19 protein-coding genes are annotated in these 17,813 nt (G+C 70.6%); 12 read left to right on the top strand and 7 right to left on the bottom strand.

Going from position 1 to position 17,813, the window contains the following annotated elements:
- Positions 1 to 5 precede the first annotated feature (5 nt).
- The gene (locus AB0J71_RS03475) at positions 6 to 1,574 is read left to right on the top strand and encodes a DUF885 domain-containing protein (RefSeq protein ID WP_364412476.1); all 1,569 of its coding nucleotides are present in this window, start codon (positions 6 to 8) and stop codon (positions 1,572 to 1,574) included.
- Between the two features lie 58 nt (positions 1,575 to 1,632).
- Here the strand turns inward: AB0J71_RS03475 and AB0J71_RS03470 are convergent, their stop codons facing one another.
- Together AB0J71_RS03470 and AB0J71_RS03465 are read right to left on the bottom strand one after the other, a co-directional pair.
- Entirely contained in the window at positions 1,633 to 2,271 is a 639-nt protein-coding gene (locus AB0J71_RS03470) for a class II aldolase/adducin family protein (RefSeq protein ID WP_352323341.1), read from the bottom strand.
- A 54-nt stretch (positions 2,272 to 2,325) separates the two neighbouring features.
- Entirely contained in the window at positions 2,326 to 2,910 is a 585-nt protein-coding gene (locus AB0J71_RS03465; RefSeq protein ID WP_352323342.1) for a TetR/AcrR family transcriptional regulator, read from the bottom strand.
- 72 nt (positions 2,911 to 2,982) lie between these two features.
- Here AB0J71_RS03465 and AB0J71_RS03460 point away from each other — a divergent pair, with 72 nt between their 5' ends.
- From AB0J71_RS03460 to AB0J71_RS03450, 3 genes are all read left to right on the top strand, one after another.
- On the top strand, positions 2,983 to 3,903 hold the full coding sequence (locus AB0J71_RS03460; RefSeq protein ID WP_352323343.1) for a carbohydrate kinase family protein: 921 nt from the start codon (positions 2,983 to 2,985) through the stop codon (positions 3,901 to 3,903).
- Positions 3,900 to 5,114, top strand: coding sequence for an aminotransferase class III-fold pyridoxal phosphate-dependent enzyme (locus AB0J71_RS03455; RefSeq protein WP_352323344.1), 1,215 nt, complete (start codon positions 3,900 to 3,902; stop codon positions 5,112 to 5,114). The genes AB0J71_RS03460 and AB0J71_RS03455 overlap by 4 nt, the downstream gene beginning before the upstream one ends.
- Positions 5,115 to 5,362: 248 nt before the next feature.
- Positions 5,363 to 6,280, top strand: a complete 918-nt coding sequence (locus AB0J71_RS03450) for a hypothetical protein (RefSeq protein WP_364412473.1) — start codon at positions 5,363 to 5,365, stop codon at positions 6,278 to 6,280.
- 262 nt (positions 6,281 to 6,542) lie between these two features.
- On the opposite strand, the gene AB0J71_RS03445 is transcribed toward AB0J71_RS03450, so the two are convergent.
- Positions 6,543 to 6,986: an NUDIX domain-containing protein gene (locus AB0J71_RS03445; RefSeq protein WP_352323346.1), complete on the bottom strand. Its 444-nt coding sequence runs from the start codon at positions 6,984 to 6,986 to the stop codon at positions 6,543 to 6,545.
- A 92-nt stretch (positions 6,987 to 7,078) separates the two neighbouring features.
- On the opposite strand from AB0J71_RS03445, the gene AB0J71_RS03440 reads away from it, so the two are divergent.
- Together AB0J71_RS03440 and AB0J71_RS03435 are read left to right on the top strand one after the other, a co-directional pair.
- Positions 7,079 to 7,621: a sigma-70 family RNA polymerase sigma factor gene (locus tag AB0J71_RS03440; RefSeq protein ID WP_352323347.1), complete on the top strand. Its 543-nt coding sequence runs from the start codon at positions 7,079 to 7,081 to the stop codon at positions 7,619 to 7,621.
- Positions 7,618 to 8,532 (top strand): hypothetical protein, encoded by a 915-nt coding sequence (locus AB0J71_RS03435; RefSeq protein WP_352323348.1) that lies wholly within the window; start codon positions 7,618 to 7,620, stop codon positions 8,530 to 8,532. The genes AB0J71_RS03440 and AB0J71_RS03435 overlap by 4 nt, the downstream gene beginning before the upstream one ends.
- Before the next feature lie 33 nt (positions 8,533 to 8,565).
- On the opposite strand, the gene AB0J71_RS03430 is transcribed toward AB0J71_RS03435, so the two are convergent.
- The gene (locus tag AB0J71_RS03430; RefSeq protein ID WP_364412470.1) at positions 8,566 to 9,897 is read right to left on the bottom strand and encodes an alkyl sulfatase dimerization domain-containing protein; all 1,332 of its coding nucleotides are present in this window, start codon (positions 9,895 to 9,897) and stop codon (positions 8,566 to 8,568) included.
- Positions 9,898 to 10,052: 155 nt separating this feature from the next.
- Between AB0J71_RS03430 and ngcE the strand changes: the two genes are divergently transcribed.
- The 6 genes from ngcE (at position 10,053) to AB0J71_RS03400 (ending at position 15,442) form a co-directional block, all read left to right on the top strand.
- Positions 10,053 to 11,501: an N-acetylglucosamine/diacetylchitobiose ABC transporter substrate-binding protein gene (gene ngcE / locus AB0J71_RS03425; RefSeq protein WP_352326099.1), complete on the top strand. Its 1,449-nt coding sequence runs from the start codon at positions 10,053 to 10,055 to the stop codon at positions 11,499 to 11,501.
- Positions 11,502 to 11,505: 4 nt separating this feature from the next.
- A complete protein-coding gene (locus AB0J71_RS03420; protein ID WP_352326100.1) occupies positions 11,506 to 12,423 on the top strand; it encodes a sugar ABC transporter permease in 918 nt (305 codons plus the stop codon).
- Positions 12,423 to 13,277, top strand: a complete 855-nt coding sequence (locus AB0J71_RS03415; protein ID WP_352326101.1) for a carbohydrate ABC transporter permease — start codon at positions 12,423 to 12,425, stop codon at positions 13,275 to 13,277. The genes AB0J71_RS03420 and AB0J71_RS03415 overlap by 1 nt, the downstream gene beginning before the upstream one ends.
- 81 nt (positions 13,278 to 13,358) lie before the next feature.
- Positions 13,359 to 13,904, top strand: coding sequence for a superoxide dismutase family protein (locus AB0J71_RS03410; protein ID WP_352326102.1), 546 nt, complete (start codon positions 13,359 to 13,361; stop codon positions 13,902 to 13,904).
- Between the two features lie 84 nt (positions 13,905 to 13,988).
- Positions 13,989 to 15,059: a low temperature requirement protein A gene (locus AB0J71_RS03405; RefSeq protein WP_364412467.1), complete on the top strand. Its 1,071-nt coding sequence runs from the start codon at positions 13,989 to 13,991 to the stop codon at positions 15,057 to 15,059.
- A gap of 8 nt (positions 15,060 to 15,067) precedes the next feature.
- A complete protein-coding gene (locus AB0J71_RS03400; RefSeq protein ID WP_364412464.1) occupies positions 15,068 to 15,442 on the top strand; it encodes a nuclear transport factor 2 family protein in 375 nt (124 codons plus the stop codon).
- Positions 15,443 to 15,518: 76 nt separating this feature from the next.
- On the opposite strand, the gene AB0J71_RS03395 is transcribed toward AB0J71_RS03400, so the two are convergent.
- From AB0J71_RS03395 to AB0J71_RS03385, 3 genes are all read right to left on the bottom strand, one after another.
- Complete coding sequence (locus AB0J71_RS03395) at positions 15,519 to 16,067, bottom strand: MarR family transcriptional regulator (protein WP_364412461.1); 549 nt, start codon at positions 16,065 to 16,067, stop codon at positions 15,519 to 15,521.
- A 66-nt stretch (positions 16,068 to 16,133) separates the two neighbouring features.
- The gene (locus tag AB0J71_RS03390; protein ID WP_364412458.1) at positions 16,134 to 17,105 is read right to left on the bottom strand and encodes a pirin family protein; all 972 of its coding nucleotides are present in this window, start codon (positions 17,103 to 17,105) and stop codon (positions 16,134 to 16,136) included.
- A gap of 65 nt (positions 17,106 to 17,170) precedes the next feature.
- The gene (locus AB0J71_RS03385) at positions 17,171 to 17,809 is read right to left on the bottom strand and encodes a GntR family transcriptional regulator (protein ID WP_352326109.1); all 639 of its coding nucleotides are present in this window, start codon (positions 17,807 to 17,809) and stop codon (positions 17,171 to 17,173) included.
- Between the last annotated feature and the right edge of the window lie 4 nt (positions 17,810 to 17,813).

Raw genomic sequence — 17,813 nt, 5'->3', positions numbered from 1 at the left:
CGTAGGTGGACGAGTTTCTCAACTGGTACTTTTCCGACCGTCCCGTCGTCGCCAGCCAATTGGGAGCCGACGGCTACGACCACACCCTCGGCGATTTCACCGCCGCCGCCTGGGAGAACAGAGCCCGGGAAGAGATCCGCTGGATCGACCGCCTCTCCGACGCCCCGGCCGACTCGCTCGACGACGCCATCGACAGAGACCTGGTCCTGTCCCAGCTGAGGGGCTCGGTCGCGCTCGAATCCTGGCCCGAGTGGCGGCGCAACCCGGGCCTGTACCTCTCGGCCGTCTTCGGGTCGCTGTTCAACGCCTTCCAGCAGCGGCTCAAGCCGGAGGCCGAACTGGTCGCCGCCGCGATCTCCCGCCTGGCCGAGGTGCCCGGCGTGCTGGCCGCCTGCCAGGCCAACCTCGACCCCGACCTCGCCGCGCCGCTGCTGGTCACGCGCGGGCTCAACCAGGCACGTACGGGCCGCAACTTCCTCACCCGCACGCTCCCCGCGATGGTCGGCGACGAGACGCTGCGCGCCCGGCTCGCCGAGGCCGCCGGACCCGCCGCCGACGCGTTCGACGCGCTGGTGTCCTTCCTCGAAGGCTTCCGGTGCGGCGGCACCTGGCGGATGGGGGAGAAGCTCTACTCCACCCTGCTGCGCGAGCGCGAGATGCTCACGTACGGCGCCGCCGAGCTGCACCAGAAGGGCAGGGCCGCCTGGGCCGACCTGGACGCCCGGATGCGCCGCGTCGCCCTCGGCATGACCGGCGCCGAGGACTGGCGGGCCGCCATGGAGTCCCTCATGGACGACCACCCGCCGACCCTGGCCGACATGCGGGCCGAGTACGAGGCCGAGACCCGGCGGGCCCGCGAGTTCGTCCGCGAGCGCGGGCTGGTCACCTTCCCCGAGGGGGAGGAGTGCGAGGTCCTGCCCTCGGCCGAGTACGCCCGCCCGGTGCTGTACGTCGCCCACTACCTGGCCCCGCCGCCGCTCAGCAGCTCGCGCACGGGCATCTTCTTCGTTCCCTACACCCCCGACGGCTTCACCGAGGAGCAGGTGCGCCAGCGCCTGCGCACCAACGCGCGCGCCCAGATGCCCTCGATCGCCGTGCACGAGGCCTACCCCGGGCACCACTGGCACCTGTCGTACATGGCGGACAACCCGCGTACGGTCCGCAAGGTCTTCAGGACGCCGTACTTCACCGAGGGCTGGGCCCTGTACGTCGAGAAGGTGCTGCACGAGCAGGGCTACTTCGACACCCCCGCCACCGAGCTGGCCCACCTGGACTTCCGCCTCTTCCGCGCCGCCCGGATCATCGTGGACACCGCGCTGCACTGCGAGGACATGTCGATCGAGGAGGCCGAGACGTTCATGGCCACCAAGGCGTCGCTGTCGCCCGGCACCGCCCGGGGCGAGGTGAACCGCTACTGCGCCTGGCCGACGCAGGCGCCGTCGTACCTGACGGGGGCCATCGAGATCGACCGCATCCGGGAGTCGTTCACCGGGTCGCTGCGGGAGTTCCACGACCGGATCGCCGGCTCCGGCGGCCTGCCGCTGGGCCTGGCCGAACAGGCCGCGCTGGCCTGACCGGGCCGATCGCGCTCCCGGGGCTCATCGCGCTCCCCGGGCTCCCGGGCTCTTCGCGCTAGCTCGGGCGGCGCGGGAAGGCCGGCGGGTTGGCCGCGCGGTCCACGACGGCGGCGAGCTGCTCGTCGGTCAGGACCGTCGGCCGGCCCACGGCCAGCCCGCGCACGTAGACCTCGCACAGCCACTCCAGCAGGCGGGTGGCCTCGAACGCCTGCTCCATCGTCGCCCCGATGGTCACCCCGCCGTGGTTGGCCATCAGGGCGGCCTGCTTGCCCGCCAGCGCCGCCCGCACGTTGGCGGCCAGCTCGGGCGTGCCGTAGGTGGCGTACTCGGCCACCTTGACCACGCCGCCCAGCAGCAGCGCGTTGTAGTGGACCGGCGGCAGCTCGGTCATCGTCGTGGCCACGACCGTCCCGAACACCGAATGCGTGTGCACGATCGCCTGAGTGCCCGTCGCCTGGTAGACGGCCAGGTGCATGGGGGTCTCCGACGACGGCTGCAGCTCGCCCTCGACCAGGTGGCCCTCCAGGTCCACGATCGGGCACGCCTCCGGGGTCAGCCGGTCGAGCGCCACGCCGGACGGAGTGACCGCCACCTGGTCGCCCCGGCGCACGCTCAGGTTGCCCGAGGTGCCGATGACCAGGCCCAGCTCGACGGCGCGCCTGCCGTACTCGCACAACTGCTCGCGGAGGCTCATGGGCGGGCATAGTAGTCGGTCGTCCGAAATACTTCCAGCTCCGGCCTCTCTTCGTCAGAGGCGGTCGAGCGCCTGGAGCATGAGCCGTTCGAGGTCGACGCGGGTGAGCCGGCCCGGGTAGAGGAGCAGGTGCAGGCTGAGGCCGTCGACCAGGGCGAGCAGGTGCTCGGCGAGGTCGTCGAGGCTGCCGTCCGCGCGCACCTCGCCGGCCGCGCGGGCCTGGGCCAGCAGCTCCCGTACGGCGGCGCGCAGCTCGTCGGCCTCGGCGCGCTGGACCTCCGCCAGCCGTTCCGAGGCCAGGCTGCGGCTCCAGAAGCTGACCTCCAGCCGGCTCTCCTGGGTGCGCTCGGCGTCCAGCGGCAGGTTGTCCAGCAGCAGCTCGCGCAGGGCGGCCAGGCCCGTGACGCCCTCGACCTTGCGCGTCAGCCGCTCCCTGATGCGCTGGTGCGACTGGCTCAGCGCCGACAGCAGGATCTCGTCCTTGTCGGCGAAGTAGTGCGCCAGCACGCCGTTGGAGTAGCCGGCCTCCTTGGCGATGGCCCTGGTGGTGGCGGCGTCGATGCCGTCCCTGACGATCACCCTGCGGGCCGCCGACAGGACCTCGGCCCTGCGCTCATCGTGATCGACGATCTTCGGCATCGGGATCCCCCTCTTTGTCGCGGCGACTCCCACCATATTGACTTTTTATTCGGACGTCTGTCTATTTAGTCCATGACCGTCGCCACGGTCGGCGTGCACATCGTCGACATCCTCGCCAGGCCCGTCGAGCACATCCCCGAGGGCCAGGACACCGTACTCGTCGAGCAGATCCGCCTCACCGCCGCCGGCGCCGCCGCCGGAACGGCCGTGGACCTGGTCAAACTCGGCAACGACGTGATCACCATGGGCGCGATCGGGGACGACGAGCTCGGCGACTTCCTGGTGGCCGTCCTCGCCAAGCGCGGCGTGGACGCCTCCCGCCTGGTCCGCAGGGCCGGCGAGCAGACCGCCGCCTCGATCCTGCCCATCCGCCCCGACGGCGGCCGGCCCAGCTTCCACGTGCCCGGCGCCAACCTCGGCGTCACCCTCGCCGACCTGGACCCCGACGTGCTCCGCCGCGCCCGGGCGATCCACCTGGGCGGCATGGACGTCACCTTCGGCCTGGGCGACCCCGCCTTCTTCGCGCTCCTCGACGAGGTGCGCGCGGCCGGCACGATCGTCACGATGGACCTGCTGTCGGAGCTGCCCGACCTGCTGGCGATGGCCCGCGCGTTCCTGCCCCACGTGGACTACGTGCTGCCCAACGAGTCGCAGGCGCTGCTCATGACCGGCGACCCCGACGTGGCCACCGCCGCCGCGACCCTGCTCGCCGACGGCCCCGAGGGCGTGCTCGTCACCCTCGGCGCGGCCGGCAGCCTCGTGCTGACCTCCGGCGGCGGGCCCGAGCGGGTGCCCGCGCTGGAGACGGAGGTCGCCGACACGACCGGATGCGGCGACGCGTACTGCGCCGGCTTCCTGACCGGCCTGCTGCACGGCCGCGACGTCGTCGAGGCCGCCCGCTGGGGCACCGCCGCGGCGGCCCGCGTGGCCACCGGGCTCGGCTCCGACGCCGGCCTCACCGACCTCGAATCCACCCTAAGGACTCTCGCATGACTGACGCCGAACTCCGCGAGCGCGCGCTGAAGGTCGTCCCCGGCGGCATGTACGGACACCTCAACGCGGCCATCTTCGCCCCCGGCTACCCCCAGTTCTTCCAGCGCGGCGAGGGCTGCCGCCAGTGGGACGTGGACGGGCGCGAGTACATCGACCTCATGTGCAGCTGGGGACCGGTCGTGCTCGGGCACCGGCACCCGCGCGTGGAGGAGGCCGCCGCGCGCCAGCTCGCGCTCGGCGACTGCCTCAACGGCCCGGGGCCGATCATGGTGGAGCTGGCCGAGCTGCTGGTCGACACCGTGCCGAGCGCCGACTGGGCGATGTTCTCCAAGAACGGCACCGACGCCACCACCCAGGCGCTCATGGTCGCCCGCGCCGCCACCGGCCGCACGAAGGTGCTGATGGCGCACGGCGCGTACCACGGCGCCGACCCCTGGTGCACGCCCTCGACCGCCGGCACCACCCCGAACGAGCGCGCCGACCTGGTCGAGTTCACCTACAACTCGCTGGAGTCCCTGGAGGCCGCCGCCGCCACCGTCGAGGGCGACGTCGCGGCGATCATCTGCACCCCCTTCAAGCACGACTCCTTCGAGGACCAGGAACTGGTCGAGCCCGCCTTCGCGCGCGGCGCCCGCGCCCTGGCCGACCGCATCGGGGCGGCCCTGGTGATCGACGACGTGCGGGCCGGGTTCCGGATCGACCTGCGGGGGTCGTGGGAGCCGTACGGGGTGCGTCCCGACCTGACCGCCTGGTCCAAGGCCATGGCCAACGGCTACCCGATCGCCGCCGTCACCGGCACCGACGCCCTGCGCGGAGCTGCCCAGACCCTCTACACGACCGGCTCCTTCTGGTTCTCGGCCGTGGCGATGGCCGCCGCCAAGGCCACCATCGAGACCCTGCGCGACACGGACGGCATCGCCGCCATGGAACGCGCCGGCGCCCAGCTCAGGGAGGGCCTGTACGCCCAGGCCAAGTCCCACGGCTTCGTCGTGAACCAGACCGGCCCGGTGACCATCCCGTGGCTCAGCTTCGACGGGGACGCCGACCTGTCCACGGCCCTGTACTGGAGCGACGCCTGCCTGCGGCACGGGGTGTACCTGCACCCGTGGCACAACTGGTTCATGTCGGCGGCCCTGACGGAGCAGGACGTGGCCCGCGCCCTGGAAGCCACCGACCAGGCCTTCACCGAAACCCGCACCCACTTCGCCTGACCCCCTCCCCGGTCCCCGCCTGCCATCGGCCCACCCGCTGCCCGGTCACCGGGTGGGCCTGCCGGCGCTTGAGGTAGGCCCTGCCTGTCGGCCCGTTACGAGCGGGCCCGACGCGACCGCCTTAGCACGCTTCGCCCGCAGTAGACGGGGTCGCACGATGCCACGGCCCCCGGACCATGGTCACGCTACGCGCTCGCCGTGTAACAATAAGTGCCATGCCGTCCCCCCGACATGACGCCCTCAGACAGATGTTCGCCGACCGTCCCCAGGCGGCGGTGGAGATCCTGCGTGACCTCATGGGCGTGCAACTGCCGTCCACTCCGCTGGTGCGCCAGGAGGACCGGTTGTTCAACACCCGTCCCTCCGACGACATCGAACCGGATCTCAGCATCGTGCTCGGCCCGCCTCAGAGCCCCGCGCACGCCATCATCGTGGAGATCCAGCAGGACACGTCCAAAGACCCCCGGCAACTGGCCCGGTACGCCGCCGCGCAATGGCTGATGCTCCGCTGCGACGTGACGGTCCTGATGGTGTGCCCCGATCGAGCCGCCGCCGCCTACTACTCCAAGCCGATCGACTCCGGGCTGACCGGCTACCGCCTGCAGGCACACGTGCTCGGTCCGGGCGACGTGCCGGCCATCACCGACCCGCAGGAGGCCGCCGCTCACATCGAACTCGCAGTCATGTCCGTCATGATCCACGGACGCGAACGCAAGGTGCTGGAGGCATTCGCGACGGCTCTGACGGAGACGACCGTCGATCACGCTCCGAAGTATTATGAATACGCACAGGGTATGTCCGTCCCTGAGATCGCACGCACGTTGGAGGAGATCATGAAGTCCACCTACTGGCCGGTCTACACCCCCTTCGCCCGTGAACACTTCGGCCGAGGCCACACGATCGGCCACGCGGAAGGGATCCAGGAGGGCCGTGCGGAGGGCCGCGCGGAGGGCCGTGCGGAAGGCCGTGCGGAAGCGGCCCCTGCAATCGGGCGGGATTTCGTGCTGTACGCGCTGGAAGCGCGCGGACTCGATGTTCCCGAGGACGTTCGTGCGCGCATCGATGCCTGTACCGACGTCGACCTGCTCAAGCGCTGGGCTCTGCGTGCGAGCAGTGTTCGGTCCGCCCGTGACGTGTTCGACGAGTCGGACGGCCAACGCTCCTAGCGTCGGGTGCTCGGTACACCCGGTTCAGGTTCTGATCGATCCGTCCGCTGGTTCAGTGGCAGCTCGCTGACCCGTGTTCGGGATGTCGGGGTGCCGCGGCGTGGCGATGTGCCGGATGTCCCGAAGGCGGGCCGGGAGCGTGTGATCGGCCGTCGGTTCGGCCCGCTCACGGGGATTCGGCGTTTGCGTAGGCCATGACGTCCATCAATTGGCCGTCCTTCCGTTCGCGAACCGTACAAGCATGCCCGCCTACCTGACCTGGTCACGGCCGGGCGGTGGGCGGCGGCGTGATCCTGTAGAGTCCGTCGCCGGAGCCGGGAGCCGGGATGGCCAGGACGAGGGCGGTCGCCGGGAACAGCGGCGACGGCAGCCCGTCGTAAGGGAACCACTGCCATGAGCGGAAGACATGCGGCTCGGTCACCGCCGGAGCGTCGGCGCCCCGGAGCAGGGTGACCGCCGCCGTCACCCGCACGGCTCCCTCGGGATGGTCCAGGGCCACGCCGGTGACGAGCGGCGGCCCGGCGTCGCGGATGCCGGTCTCCTCGGCCAGTTCCCGGACGGCCGCCGCCTCGAAGGTCTCGCCGGGCTCCACCGCCCCGCCGGGCAGGCACCACGACAGGGGTTCGCCCGCCTTCACCCGCTCGCCGAGCAGCACGCGGCCGTCCGGGTCCGTGAGCAGCACGCCGACGCCTACGATGCGATTCACCGTCAAAACAGACTCCTCCCGCCAAGAGCTGTAATGCTGCCAAAAATCCGGACATGGGGTGAGTGTTGTTGATGCTCACTTAAGGAGACCGGATGGGAGCCGATCCCGAGAGCCGGTTCGAGGAGATTTACGCATTCTCCTACAGACCCCTGCTCGGCTACGCGCTGCGCCGCTGCCCCGATCCCGACGACGCGGCCGACGTGGTGGCCGAGACGTTCATGATCGCGTGGCGGCGCATCGAGGAGGTGCCGGGCGGCGAGGAGGCCCGGCTCTGGCTGTACGGCGTGGCCAGGAAGGTGCTGGCCAACCACCGGCGCGGTGAACGCCGCCACGAGCGGCGCACCGAGGCGTTACGCGCGGAACTGGCCGCCGCGCCCATGGTGGCCGGGCCGTCCGTCGAGGATCTGTCGCCGCTGGCCCGGGCGTTCAGGACGCTGTCCGACGACGACCGGGAGCTGCTCACCCTGGTCGCCTGGGAGAAGCTGGACACCGGCCAGATCGCCACCGCCCTCGGCATCACCCGCAACGCCGTACGGGTCCGCCTGTACCGGGCCCGCCGGCGCTTCGCCCGCCGCCTGACCGAGGCCGGGGTCGAGCGCCCACAGGCCGTCGCCCTCGAAGGGAGCCCGTTGTGAACATCGCCGATCTCGCCCGCGTGCGCGACGAGGAACTGGCGGGCGTGCCCGCCGGGCAGGCGTCCGGCGCGGGGGCGCGGGCGCTCATGAAGTCGATCACGTCGGAGCCGGTCACGTCCGAGCCGGTGACCGCCGGGGAGCCCGAGTCCGTCGCGCGCCGCAGGGGGCCGCGCAAGGTGTTCCTGCTGGGGCTGGTGGCGGCCGGGCTGGCCGCCGTGCTCGCCGTCACGCTGCCGATCTTCGGCCCGGTCACCGAGTACGCCAACGCCGCCGTCACCGTCAAGACCGGCGACGACTTCATCGACGTCGTCATCACCGACCCCGAGGCGGAGGCGGCGGCCTACACCGAGGCGTTCAGGGCCGTCGGCCTGGACGCCACGGTGAAGAAGATCCCGGTCGCGCCCGAGTACGCGGGCATGCTGTTCGGCCCGGCCACCCCCGGGAACTTCCCGCCGGGGACCGGCGTGACCGTTCGCGGCGCCGAGAGTTGCGCGTCGGTCTGGTGCGGCACGATCTCCATGCCGACGGGGTACCAGGGCAAGATCGTCATCGGCATCGGCCGCCCGGCCGCGCCCGGCGAGCGGTATGCCGCGATGGCGCCGAGCACGGTGGGCCTGGCCGCCGACGGCGTGGCCGGGGTCAAGCTCGTGGGCAAGCCCGTCTCGCACGCCAGGGCCGAGCTGTCGCGCCGCGGCCTCAAGATCGAGTACGTGGTGATGTGGTCGAACCCCGACGGCAGCGGCAGCGGTTACGACGTGGCCGCGGAGCACGTCAAGGACGACTGGATCGTCGACAGCGTGATGAAGGTCGCCTCGGACACGGTCAGGGTGGACGCCGTGGCTTCCGCCGACGTCCCCAAGGACTCCCTCCCGCGGGCCGACCGGCCGCAGGACGGCTGGACCGGCGGCTGAGCCCGCGAACCCCGGCGCCGGCCCCGCAGGCGTCTAAGCGCCTTCGGGCGGCGCCGGGGTTCCCCGGTCCGCCCGGGCCGAGGATTCGGTGGCGCCCCGGTCCGCCCGGGCCGAGGATTCGGTGGCGCCCCGGTCCGCCCGGGCCGAGGATTCCGTGGCGGCCCAGGTGAAAATTCCCTTCGCCATCAATGATTGTTCACCGGCCGCCCGCGCGGCGAAAACCTGGGCCCTGACCCGGTGCACACCCGCGTCGTCAGGAGCCGCCAGTGCGGCCATTTCCGCGAGATGCCCGGCGAGCCGCTCGTCGCCCTCGGAAAGGGCTTTGAGCGCCGCGTCGGCGAGCGCGTGCGGGCCGCCCGCGAGTTCCGCCACGGATTCGGCCAGCACCGCCTCGGGGGCCGGTTTGAGATTGGCCGGGTTGCCGTCGTACCAGCCGCCGTAAAGGCGCCAGAGATTGCGTACGACGAATTCCGGCTCGTCATAACGGGCCCGCAGATAGGGCCGGTCGGAATGGCGCTGCGAAGGTTTCACCGAATGCACGATCTCGTCGAGCCGGGCGCCCGCGTTGAGCAGGTCGAGCGTCTGCGTGATGATCGACTCCAGCCATTCGGCCGTCTCCAGCAGCGCCTGCCGCACGCGGTCGGCGCCGAAGACGGGCGCGCCGTGGCTGGGCAGCATGATCTCGGCGTCGAGGGCCGCCATCCGGCGCAGCGCGTGCACCCACTCGCGCGGGTAACGCTGCACCTTCTGGGGGTTGCCGCAGTTGGGGGTCACCCAGATGAACAGGTCGCCGGGCAGCAGCAGCCGGTGCTCGCGCACGTAGCCGACGGTGGCGTCGTCGGTCTCGCCCTTGGCGTGCAGCAGGTCGAAGGTCAGCCCGCCACGCCGTACGGTCAGCGCGTCGGTGTAGGTGACGTCGGGCCGCCGGTAGTCGGCGGGCCAGCGCAGGCGGGTGTTCTGGAACTGCCGCTGGTTGATCACCGTGTTGTAACCATTTGTCAGCAGGTAGCGGTCGAACCGATCGACCACCGCCTGATGGGCGTAAACCGTGGCCCGAGGGCCCGACTCCTCGAACGGTCCCGTGCCGAAGACGTGGTCGATGTGCCCGTGGGAGTAGAACGCGGTGGTCAGCGACGCCCGGGACCAGCGGCGGACGTCCTCGTGCAGGCGGGCGGCGGCCCACGGCCCGCCGGTGTCGAAGAGCAGCAGCTCGCCCTCGGTCTCGAAGGCGATCACGTTGCCGAACCCGGCCCACCAGCCCACGCCTTCCGTCACGGTCTGGACGCCCTTGCCCTCCATGCCGGTGTCCACGATGCTGTCGTCAGACTCGCCGCGCCACACCCGGTCCGCGTACTCGATAATCATGTGACCCACCCTGCTTCTAGAACGTCGTTCTAGGCAAGGGATCACGGCAAGGTCACGTCTCGATTGCGCCCCCTTGACGCGTGTCGGCGGGCGTTCGTACGTTCGGGCAAACGTTTAGGAAACTTTCCTAACTGAATCCTCTTCGGGAGCCCCCCATGACCCACCCGGGCGAGATCACTCGGCGTCAGCTGCTCCGCCGCATCGGCCTGACCGCGCTCGTGGCCGGGCCCGGCGCGAGCCTGCTGAGCGCCTGCGCGACCAGCGGCGGTGGCGGTGACCAGCCCTCGGCGGCGCCCGCCACGTCGATCGCGGCGTCGGCGGACCCCAAGAACCCCTTCGGCGTCGACGTCAAGAAGCCGCTCGAAGTGGTCATCTTCAGCGGCGGCTACGGCGACTCCTACGCCAAGGACCTGCACGAAGAGCTCTACAAGAAGGCCCACGCCGGCGTCACGGTCAAGCACACCGCCACCCAGCAGATCGGCACCCAGCTCCGGCCGCGCATCGTCGGCAACGACATGCCCGACGTGATCAACAACTCCGGCCCCGAGGCGCTCGACCTGGCCGCGCTGGCCGCCGAGGGCCACCTGGCCGACCTGACCCCGCTCTACGACGCGCCCTCCTTCGACGACCCGTCCAAGAAGGTCCGCGACACGATCACGCCCCTCGTGCTGCAGAACGGCAAGCTCGACGGCAAGGACCTGGTGCTCAACTACACCGTCTCCCACCGGGCGCTGTGGTACAACGCCAAGCTGTTCGCCGCCAAGGGCTGGAGCGTGCCGAAGACCTGGGCCGAGTTCACCGCGCTCGGCGAGACGGCCAAGAAGGAAGGCATCGCGCTCTTCGCCTACCCCGGCAAGAAGGGCCCGTACTACCAGCTCTGGAACGTCCTCTACACGGCCGCCAAGATCGGCGGCAACCAGGTCATCATCGACATCGACAACCTCGTCGACAACGCCTGGAAGAGCGAGGCGGTCAAGCAGGCGGTCACCGCCTGGCTGGACATCCAGCAGAAGTACGGCGACAAGGCGTACCTGGGCCTCGACCACACCCAGACCCAGGTCAAGCAGCTGCAGAACAAGGTGCTGTTCTACCCGTGCGGCTCCTGGCTCGAGAACGAGATGACCAAGGACATCCCGTCCGACTTCGAGTACGCCCTGGCTCCCATCCCCGACGTCACCGCCTCCGACAAGATGCCGTACGGCGCGATCCAGGTCGGCGTGGGCGAGAACTTCGTCGTCGCGGCGAAGGGCAAGAACCCGCAGGGCGGCCTGGAGTACCTGCGGATCATGTTGTCGAAGGAGGGCGCGGCGGGCTTCACCAAGAAGACCAACAACCTCACGGTGGTGACCGGCGCCGCCGACAGCTCCGAGTTCCCGCCCGGCCTGGTCAGCGCCGCCAAGGCGCAGGAGGCGGCCGGCGAGAACATCATCACCGACGCCCGGTTCGAGGGCTGGTACAAGGAGCTGTTCGACTACGGCTGGGAGCAGACCAACGTCCTGATGTCCGGCCGCATCACCCCCGACGAGTTCTGCGAGCGCATGCAGAAGAAGGCCGACGACGTCAAGAAGGACGACTCCGTCACCAAGCAGACGCGGAGCGCCTGAGCACATGGAGCGGTTGCGCAAGTACGGATTCGTCATCGGGTTCCTGGCCGTCCCGGTCGCGCTTTACACGGTCTTCGTGATCAGCCCCTATGTGCAGGCTTTCCAGCTCTCGCTGACGAGCTGGAACGGCGTCAGCTCGGTCGTCCGATACGTGGGGCTGGACAATTTCGGCCGGTTGTTCGAGGACGACAATTTCTGGCAGGCCCTGCGCAATCACGGAATTCTCCTGCTGGTGCTGCCGCTCCTGACGATCGTCATCGCATTGTTCCTGTCGTTCCTGCTGAATCTCGGCGGCGGCACCCGCGGCGCGGGAATGCGCGGGGTGTGGGGGTCGAATTTCTACCGGGTGGTGTTCTTCTTCCCCCAGGTTCTCGCCGTGGCCGTGGTCGGCGTGCTGTTCCAGGCCATCTACCGTCCCGACGAGGACGGTGTGATCAACGGCACGCTGGCCAGGCTCGGGCTGTCCGAGCCGATCGGCTGGCTCACCGAGCCGGGACTCGCGCTCTGGTCGATCATCGCGGTGATGGTCTGGCAGGCGGTCGGCTTCTACGTGGTGCTGTTCTCCGCGGGCATGGCCGCCATTCCCAAGGACTACTTCGAGGCCGCCTCGATCGACGGGGCCGGCCGCGTGCGGCTGTTCTTCTCCATCACGCTGCCGCTGTTGCGCGACACCCTCCAGGTCGGCTGGATCTACCTGGGGATCGCCGCGTTCGACGGCTTCGCGCTGATCCAGGTGCTGGCGGGCGACCGGGGCGAGCCCGACGGGGCCACCACCATCCTGCCCATCACCATCTACAAGACCGCCTTCGACTATCACAAGGTCGGCTACGCCTCGGCGATGGGCGTCGTGCTGTTCTTCCTGACCGTGACGTTCGCCGTGCTGACGCTCCGCACGACCAGGCGTGAAAGGGTTGAGCTCTGATGGCTTCGCGTGGAGCGGGCAGGCCGCGGCCCGGCGTGCTGAGCGGGCTGTCCCATGTCGCCCTGGCCGTCTGGGCCCTGCTGATCATCCTGCCGCTGTTGTGGACGTTCCTGGCCTCGTTCAAGAGCAACACCGAGATCTTCGGCGACCCGCTCCAGCTCCCGGGGGCGCTGCGGCTGGACGCCTGGGGCCGGGCCTGGGACAAGGCGCACGTCGGGCAGTACATGCTCAACACGGTCATCGTCGTGTTCTTCGGCACGGCGGGCACGATGTTGTTCGGCTCGATGGCGGCGTACGTGCTGGCCCGCTACAAGTTCCTCGGCGGCAAGCTGATCTACTACTACTTCGTCGCCGGGCTCGCCTTCCCCATCTTCCTGGCGCTCGGGCCGCTGTTCTTCGTGGTCAAGCAGTTCGGGCTGCTCGACTCGCACATCGGCCTGATCATCGTCTACATCGCGTACTCGCTGCCCTTCACGATCTTCTTCCTGGCCGCGTTCTTCCGCACCCTGCCCGAGGCGGTCGCCGAGGCGGCGCTGATCGACGGCGCCTCGCACACCAGGACGTTCTTCCAGATCATGGTGCCGATGGCCAAGCCCGGCCTGGTCAGCATAACGATCTTCAACGTGCTGGGGCAGTGGAACCAGTACCTGCTGCCCCTGGCGCTCATGGGCGGCGCGCCGGACAAGTGGCCGCTCACGCTCGGCATCGCCAGGATCTCCACCAGGGCCGGCTACGAGGCGGACTGGCCGGGCCTGTTCGCCGCGCTGAGCATGACGATCCTGCCGGTGATGGTGGTCTACATCATCTTCCAGCGGCAGATCCAGTCCGGGCTCAGCTCGGGCGCGCTGAAGTGAGTTTCGCCGAACACGGCGTGTAGCCGTACGGCTACTCGTTAGAGTGAGGGGCCTTCCGTCAGCACACCCGGAGGGTCCCTCATGCGCGTGCCCGCACTCCTGCTCGTCCTGTTCACGGCCGCCGCCTGCGCCGGGCCGCCGGCGCCGCTGCAGGAGGTCACCAAGCCCAGCCCGCCGGGCGTGCCGGAGCTGAGCGGCGGCGGCGAGTTCACCTCCGGCGACACCGCGGCGATCGCCTACGACCGCCGCCTGGCCCCCGAGGGCGCGCAGGCCAGCCTCACGGCCGAGTCCACCGGCGGCGAGACCCGTACCTCGCTGGTCGTGGAGGGCTTCCTGCCGCGCCACCACTACGGCGCCCACCTGCACACCGCGCCCTGCGGCGCCGACCCCGACGACGCGGGCGGCCACTACCAGCACAACCCCGGCCACGCCGACCCGGCCAGCGAGATCTGGCTCGACGTCACCACCGACGGGTCGGGCGCGGGGCGTTCGACGGCCCGCCATCCCTGGAGCCTCGACCCCGCCGCCCTGCCGAAGTCGCTGGTCATCCACGCCAGGGCCACGAAGAAGAGCGGCGCCCACGCGGGCGAGGCGGGCCCTCGGGTGGCCTGCCTGACGCTGCACTAGCCGAAAGGCGTGCATAATTACACAATTACATATTGTGGAGGTCCCGCGTTGACTAGCCGCCAGTGGCAGCCGCCCCGTTTACGGTTGTTCGAGCAGGTGCACCGCCGGGCCACCTGGCTGGAGCTACTCTACGACCTCGTCTTCGTCGTCGCGGTCGCCGAGCTGGCCGACGTGCTCGCCGGCGGGGCCGACGCCGGCCGCGTCCTGACCTTCGTCGGCCTGTTCGTGCCGGTCTGGTGGTCGTGGGCGGGTTACGTCTTCTACGCCAACCGGTTCGACACCGACGACGTCAGCCACCGCCTGCTCGCGCTGCCGCAGATCCTCGCGGTGGCCACGATGGCGGCCAGCGTCAGCGACATCGAGCAACGCTCGGCCCTGTTCGCGATCTCCTACGCCGCGGCCCGGATCCTGCTGGTCGTCGCCTACCTCAGAGCCGGCCGGCACGTCCCGGAGGCCAGGCCGCTCACCGTGCGGTACGCGGCCGGGTTCAGCGTCGCCGCGGTCATCTGGGTGGCCTCCCTCGCCGTCGAACCGCCGCAGCGGTACGCCCTGTGGGCCGTGGCGCTGGTGATCGACCTGGCCACCCCACTGCTCAGCCGCGGCCACCAGAGCCGGCTGCCGCCGCAGAGCGAGCACCTGCCGGAGCGGTTCGGGCTGTTCGTCGTGATCGTGCTCGGCGAGGTGGTCGCCGCCGTGGTCACCGGCCTCAAGGGGCACGACGTCACGCCGTCCGTGCTGCTGGTCGCGCTGGCCGGGGTGGCCATCGCGATGGCCTTCTGGTGGTTGTACTTCGACCACGTCGACGAGTCCGTCGTGCTGCGCACCAAGCTGGCCGGGCAGGTGTGGGTGTACTCGCACCTGCCGCTGTCGATGGGCCTGGTGGCGTTCGGCATCGGGATCGAGCACGCGATCATGCACCCGTCGGGGGCGAGCTGGGCCGTCGGGGTGCCGGCCGCCGTGGTCTTCGCCGTGCTCGGCCTTCAGCACCTGTGCTCGTCCGACCGCCGGGCGGGGGCCGTCCGGCTGGCCGCCGCCGTGCTCGCCCTCGCCTCCGCCGCGCTGCCCGTCGCGGCGGCGCTCCCCCTCCTGCTGTTGTACGGCGCCGCGCAGGTGGGTTACGACCTGCTGCGCCCCTCCTCGGAAGGCACACCGTGACCCAGAAAGTGACCCAGAAAGTGACCCAGGACGTGACCCAGGACGTGACCCAGGACGTGACCCAGGACGTGTTCGACCGCCAGCTCGCCGCCATCGCCGACGGCGACCTGGCCGCGCTGCTGGCCCAGTACCACGACGAGGCGGTGGTCGTCCGGTTCGACCGGGCGGCCAGGGGCGCCGCCGAGATCCGCGAGCTGTTCACCGCCTACCTGGCGGCCGGCCCGCGGGTGGAGGAGATCACGTCGCTGCGCGTCGAGGACGACGTGATCTTCTACAACGCGGTCATGACCGTGGGCGGGAACCGGGTCACCACGTTCGGGACGCTGGTCGTCAAGGACGGCAGGATCTGGCGCCAGACCGCCGCCGCCCTGCCGCTCACCTGATCGCCGAGGCCATCGGCCGGCACGTCGCCGCGGAGCCTGGCCTCGTGGTAGGCCCTGACCACCTCGCGGGCGCCCGTCATCGGCCCTCCAGGTGTGCCGCGAGCCGCTGCTGGTTGTCGGCCAGCCGCAGGCACAGGTGCCGCAGCGCGGTCAGGTCCGCGGCCGAGAAGCCCTGGAACATCGCCCGCATCGCCATCTGCGACGGCCTGCGGAACGCCTCGATCCACGCCCGGCCCTCGTCGGTGATCACGGCCAGCACCGAGCGCCGGTCGCGGCTGTCCTGGACCCGCCGCGCCAGGCCGTCGCGTTCCAGGGTGTCCACCAGGCCGGTCACGTTGCGCGAGCTGACCCCGGCGGCCTGGGCCAGGTCGCCGATGCTGATGCCGGCGCCCGCGCCCGCCGCGCCGAGGCGCAGCAGCACGTCCATCGCGCCGGAGCTGAGCCCGCGTCCCTCGCTGCCGTGCGCGCGCATGCGCTCGATCGCCTGGTACGCCGTCCGCACGGCGGCGGCCGCCTCGAAGGCCGCGGTGTCGCCGCCGCCGGCGAACTCGCTCATGGCCGCCCTGGCCCGCGGGTCGAAGAGGGAGCCGTCCGGCTCCTGGTCAAATTTATGTACGTCCTTCACAATGAATGTCTACCAGAAAACCTGAAGGCCCGCGCGAGATACGCACGGGCCTTCAGGGCGGGACGGTCAGGAGTGGGCGTGCTCGGCCGGGATCGTGCCGAGGCGGCCCGCCTGGAAGTCCTCGAACGCCTGGACCAGCTCGGCGCGGGTGTTCATGACGAACGGGCCGTGGTGGGCCACCGGCTCGCCGATCGGCTCGCCGCCCAGCACGATCACGTCGAGCGTGTCCTTGGCCTCGATCGTGATGGTCTCGCCCAGGGTGGTCAGGCCCGGCCGGTTGCCGAAGCCGTCGAAGACCGCGAGCTGCCCGCCGTGCAGCGGACGCCGCTCGGCGCCGACCGCGCCGCGGCCGGAGAGGGCGTACGCCAGGGCGTTGTAGTCCTTGCGCCAGGGCAGGGTCAGCCGCGCGCCCGGGGTGATGGTGGCGTGCAGCAGCGTGATCGGCGTCTGCGTGCTGCCCGGACCGCTGTTCCCGGCCAGCTCGCCGGCGATCAGCCGGACCAGCGCGCCGCCGTCGTGGCTGCTCAGCAGCGCGACGCTGGACCGCCCGATGTCCTGGTACTTCGGCGCGATCATCTTCTTGGCGCCCGGCAGGTTGACCCAGAGCTGGATGCCGTGGAACAGCCCGCCCTTCTGCACCAGCCACTCCGGCGGCGCCTCCTTGTGCAGGATGCCGGAGGCGGCCGTCATCCACTGGGTGTCGCCGTTGCTGATCGTGCCGCCGCCGCCGTTGGAGTCGAGGTGCTCCATGACGCCGTCGATCATGTACGTGACGGTCTCGAAGCCGCGGTGCGGGTGCCAGGGGGTGCCCTTGGGCTCGCCGGCGGCGTAGTCGATCTCGCCCATCTGGTCCATCATCACGAACGGGTCGAGGTATTCGAGCTTGATCGCCGCCAGGGCGCGGCGGACGGGGAAGCCCTCGCCCTCGAACCCGCTGGGCGCGGTCTCGACGGCGAGCACCTTCCGCTGGGGCACTCCCGCCACGGGCGCGGGCACGCGGGGGAGGGTGAGCGGGTTCTCAACGGTTACGGCGGGCATGTCGCGCTCCTTCCAGCGGGATCTGCCCCATGCAACCAAGTTGAGATTTCAACTATTCCGCCGCGTCACGGGATGCGGGACATCATCCGTTCCATGCCGTTGATCCAATTGTCGCGCAGCGCCTGGACGGCCTTGGCCGGCTCGTCGGCCAGCAGGAACTCGGCGATGCGGCGGTGCTCGGCGGCCTCGCGCTCCAGGGGAGCGTCGTCGCCGGCGATCAGGTGCGCGTAACGGCGCATGCCGGCCTTGACGCTGGTGATGAGGTCGAGCAGGCGCTCGTTGCGGCAGCCGCTCAGCAGCAGGTCGTGCCACTCGTCGTCGTGGCGCTCGATGACCTGCTGCTCGGCCACGTTGTCGGGGAAGTCCTGGGCCAGCTTGAGCAGGTCGGGGGCGATCGAGCGCAGGTGGGCCGGGTCGGAGCAGTCGAGGGCCAGCGACTCCAGGGCGGCCACGATCTCGCACAGCTCGCGGAACTCGCGCCGGCTGACCGGCGCGAAGCGGAAGCCGCGGCCCTGGTTGCTCTCCAGCACGCCCTCGCCCGCCAGGGTGATCAGCGCCTCGCGCAGGGGAGTGCGGCTGACGCCCAGGTCGGCGGCGAGGGAGGCCTCGTTGATGTCGGTGCCGGCGGCGAAGTCGCCTCGGTCGAGCCGGCTCAGCAGCTCTTCCCTGATCTGCTCACGCAACGGTCGCCGCTCGATCGGCATGGGG

This window comes from Nonomuraea sp. NPDC049637 (assembly GCF_040675235.1).
GTDB lineage: Bacteria > Actinomycetota > Actinomycetes > Streptosporangiales > Streptosporangiaceae > Nonomuraea.
This window is presented reverse-complemented; position numbering and strand designations above follow the sequence as displayed.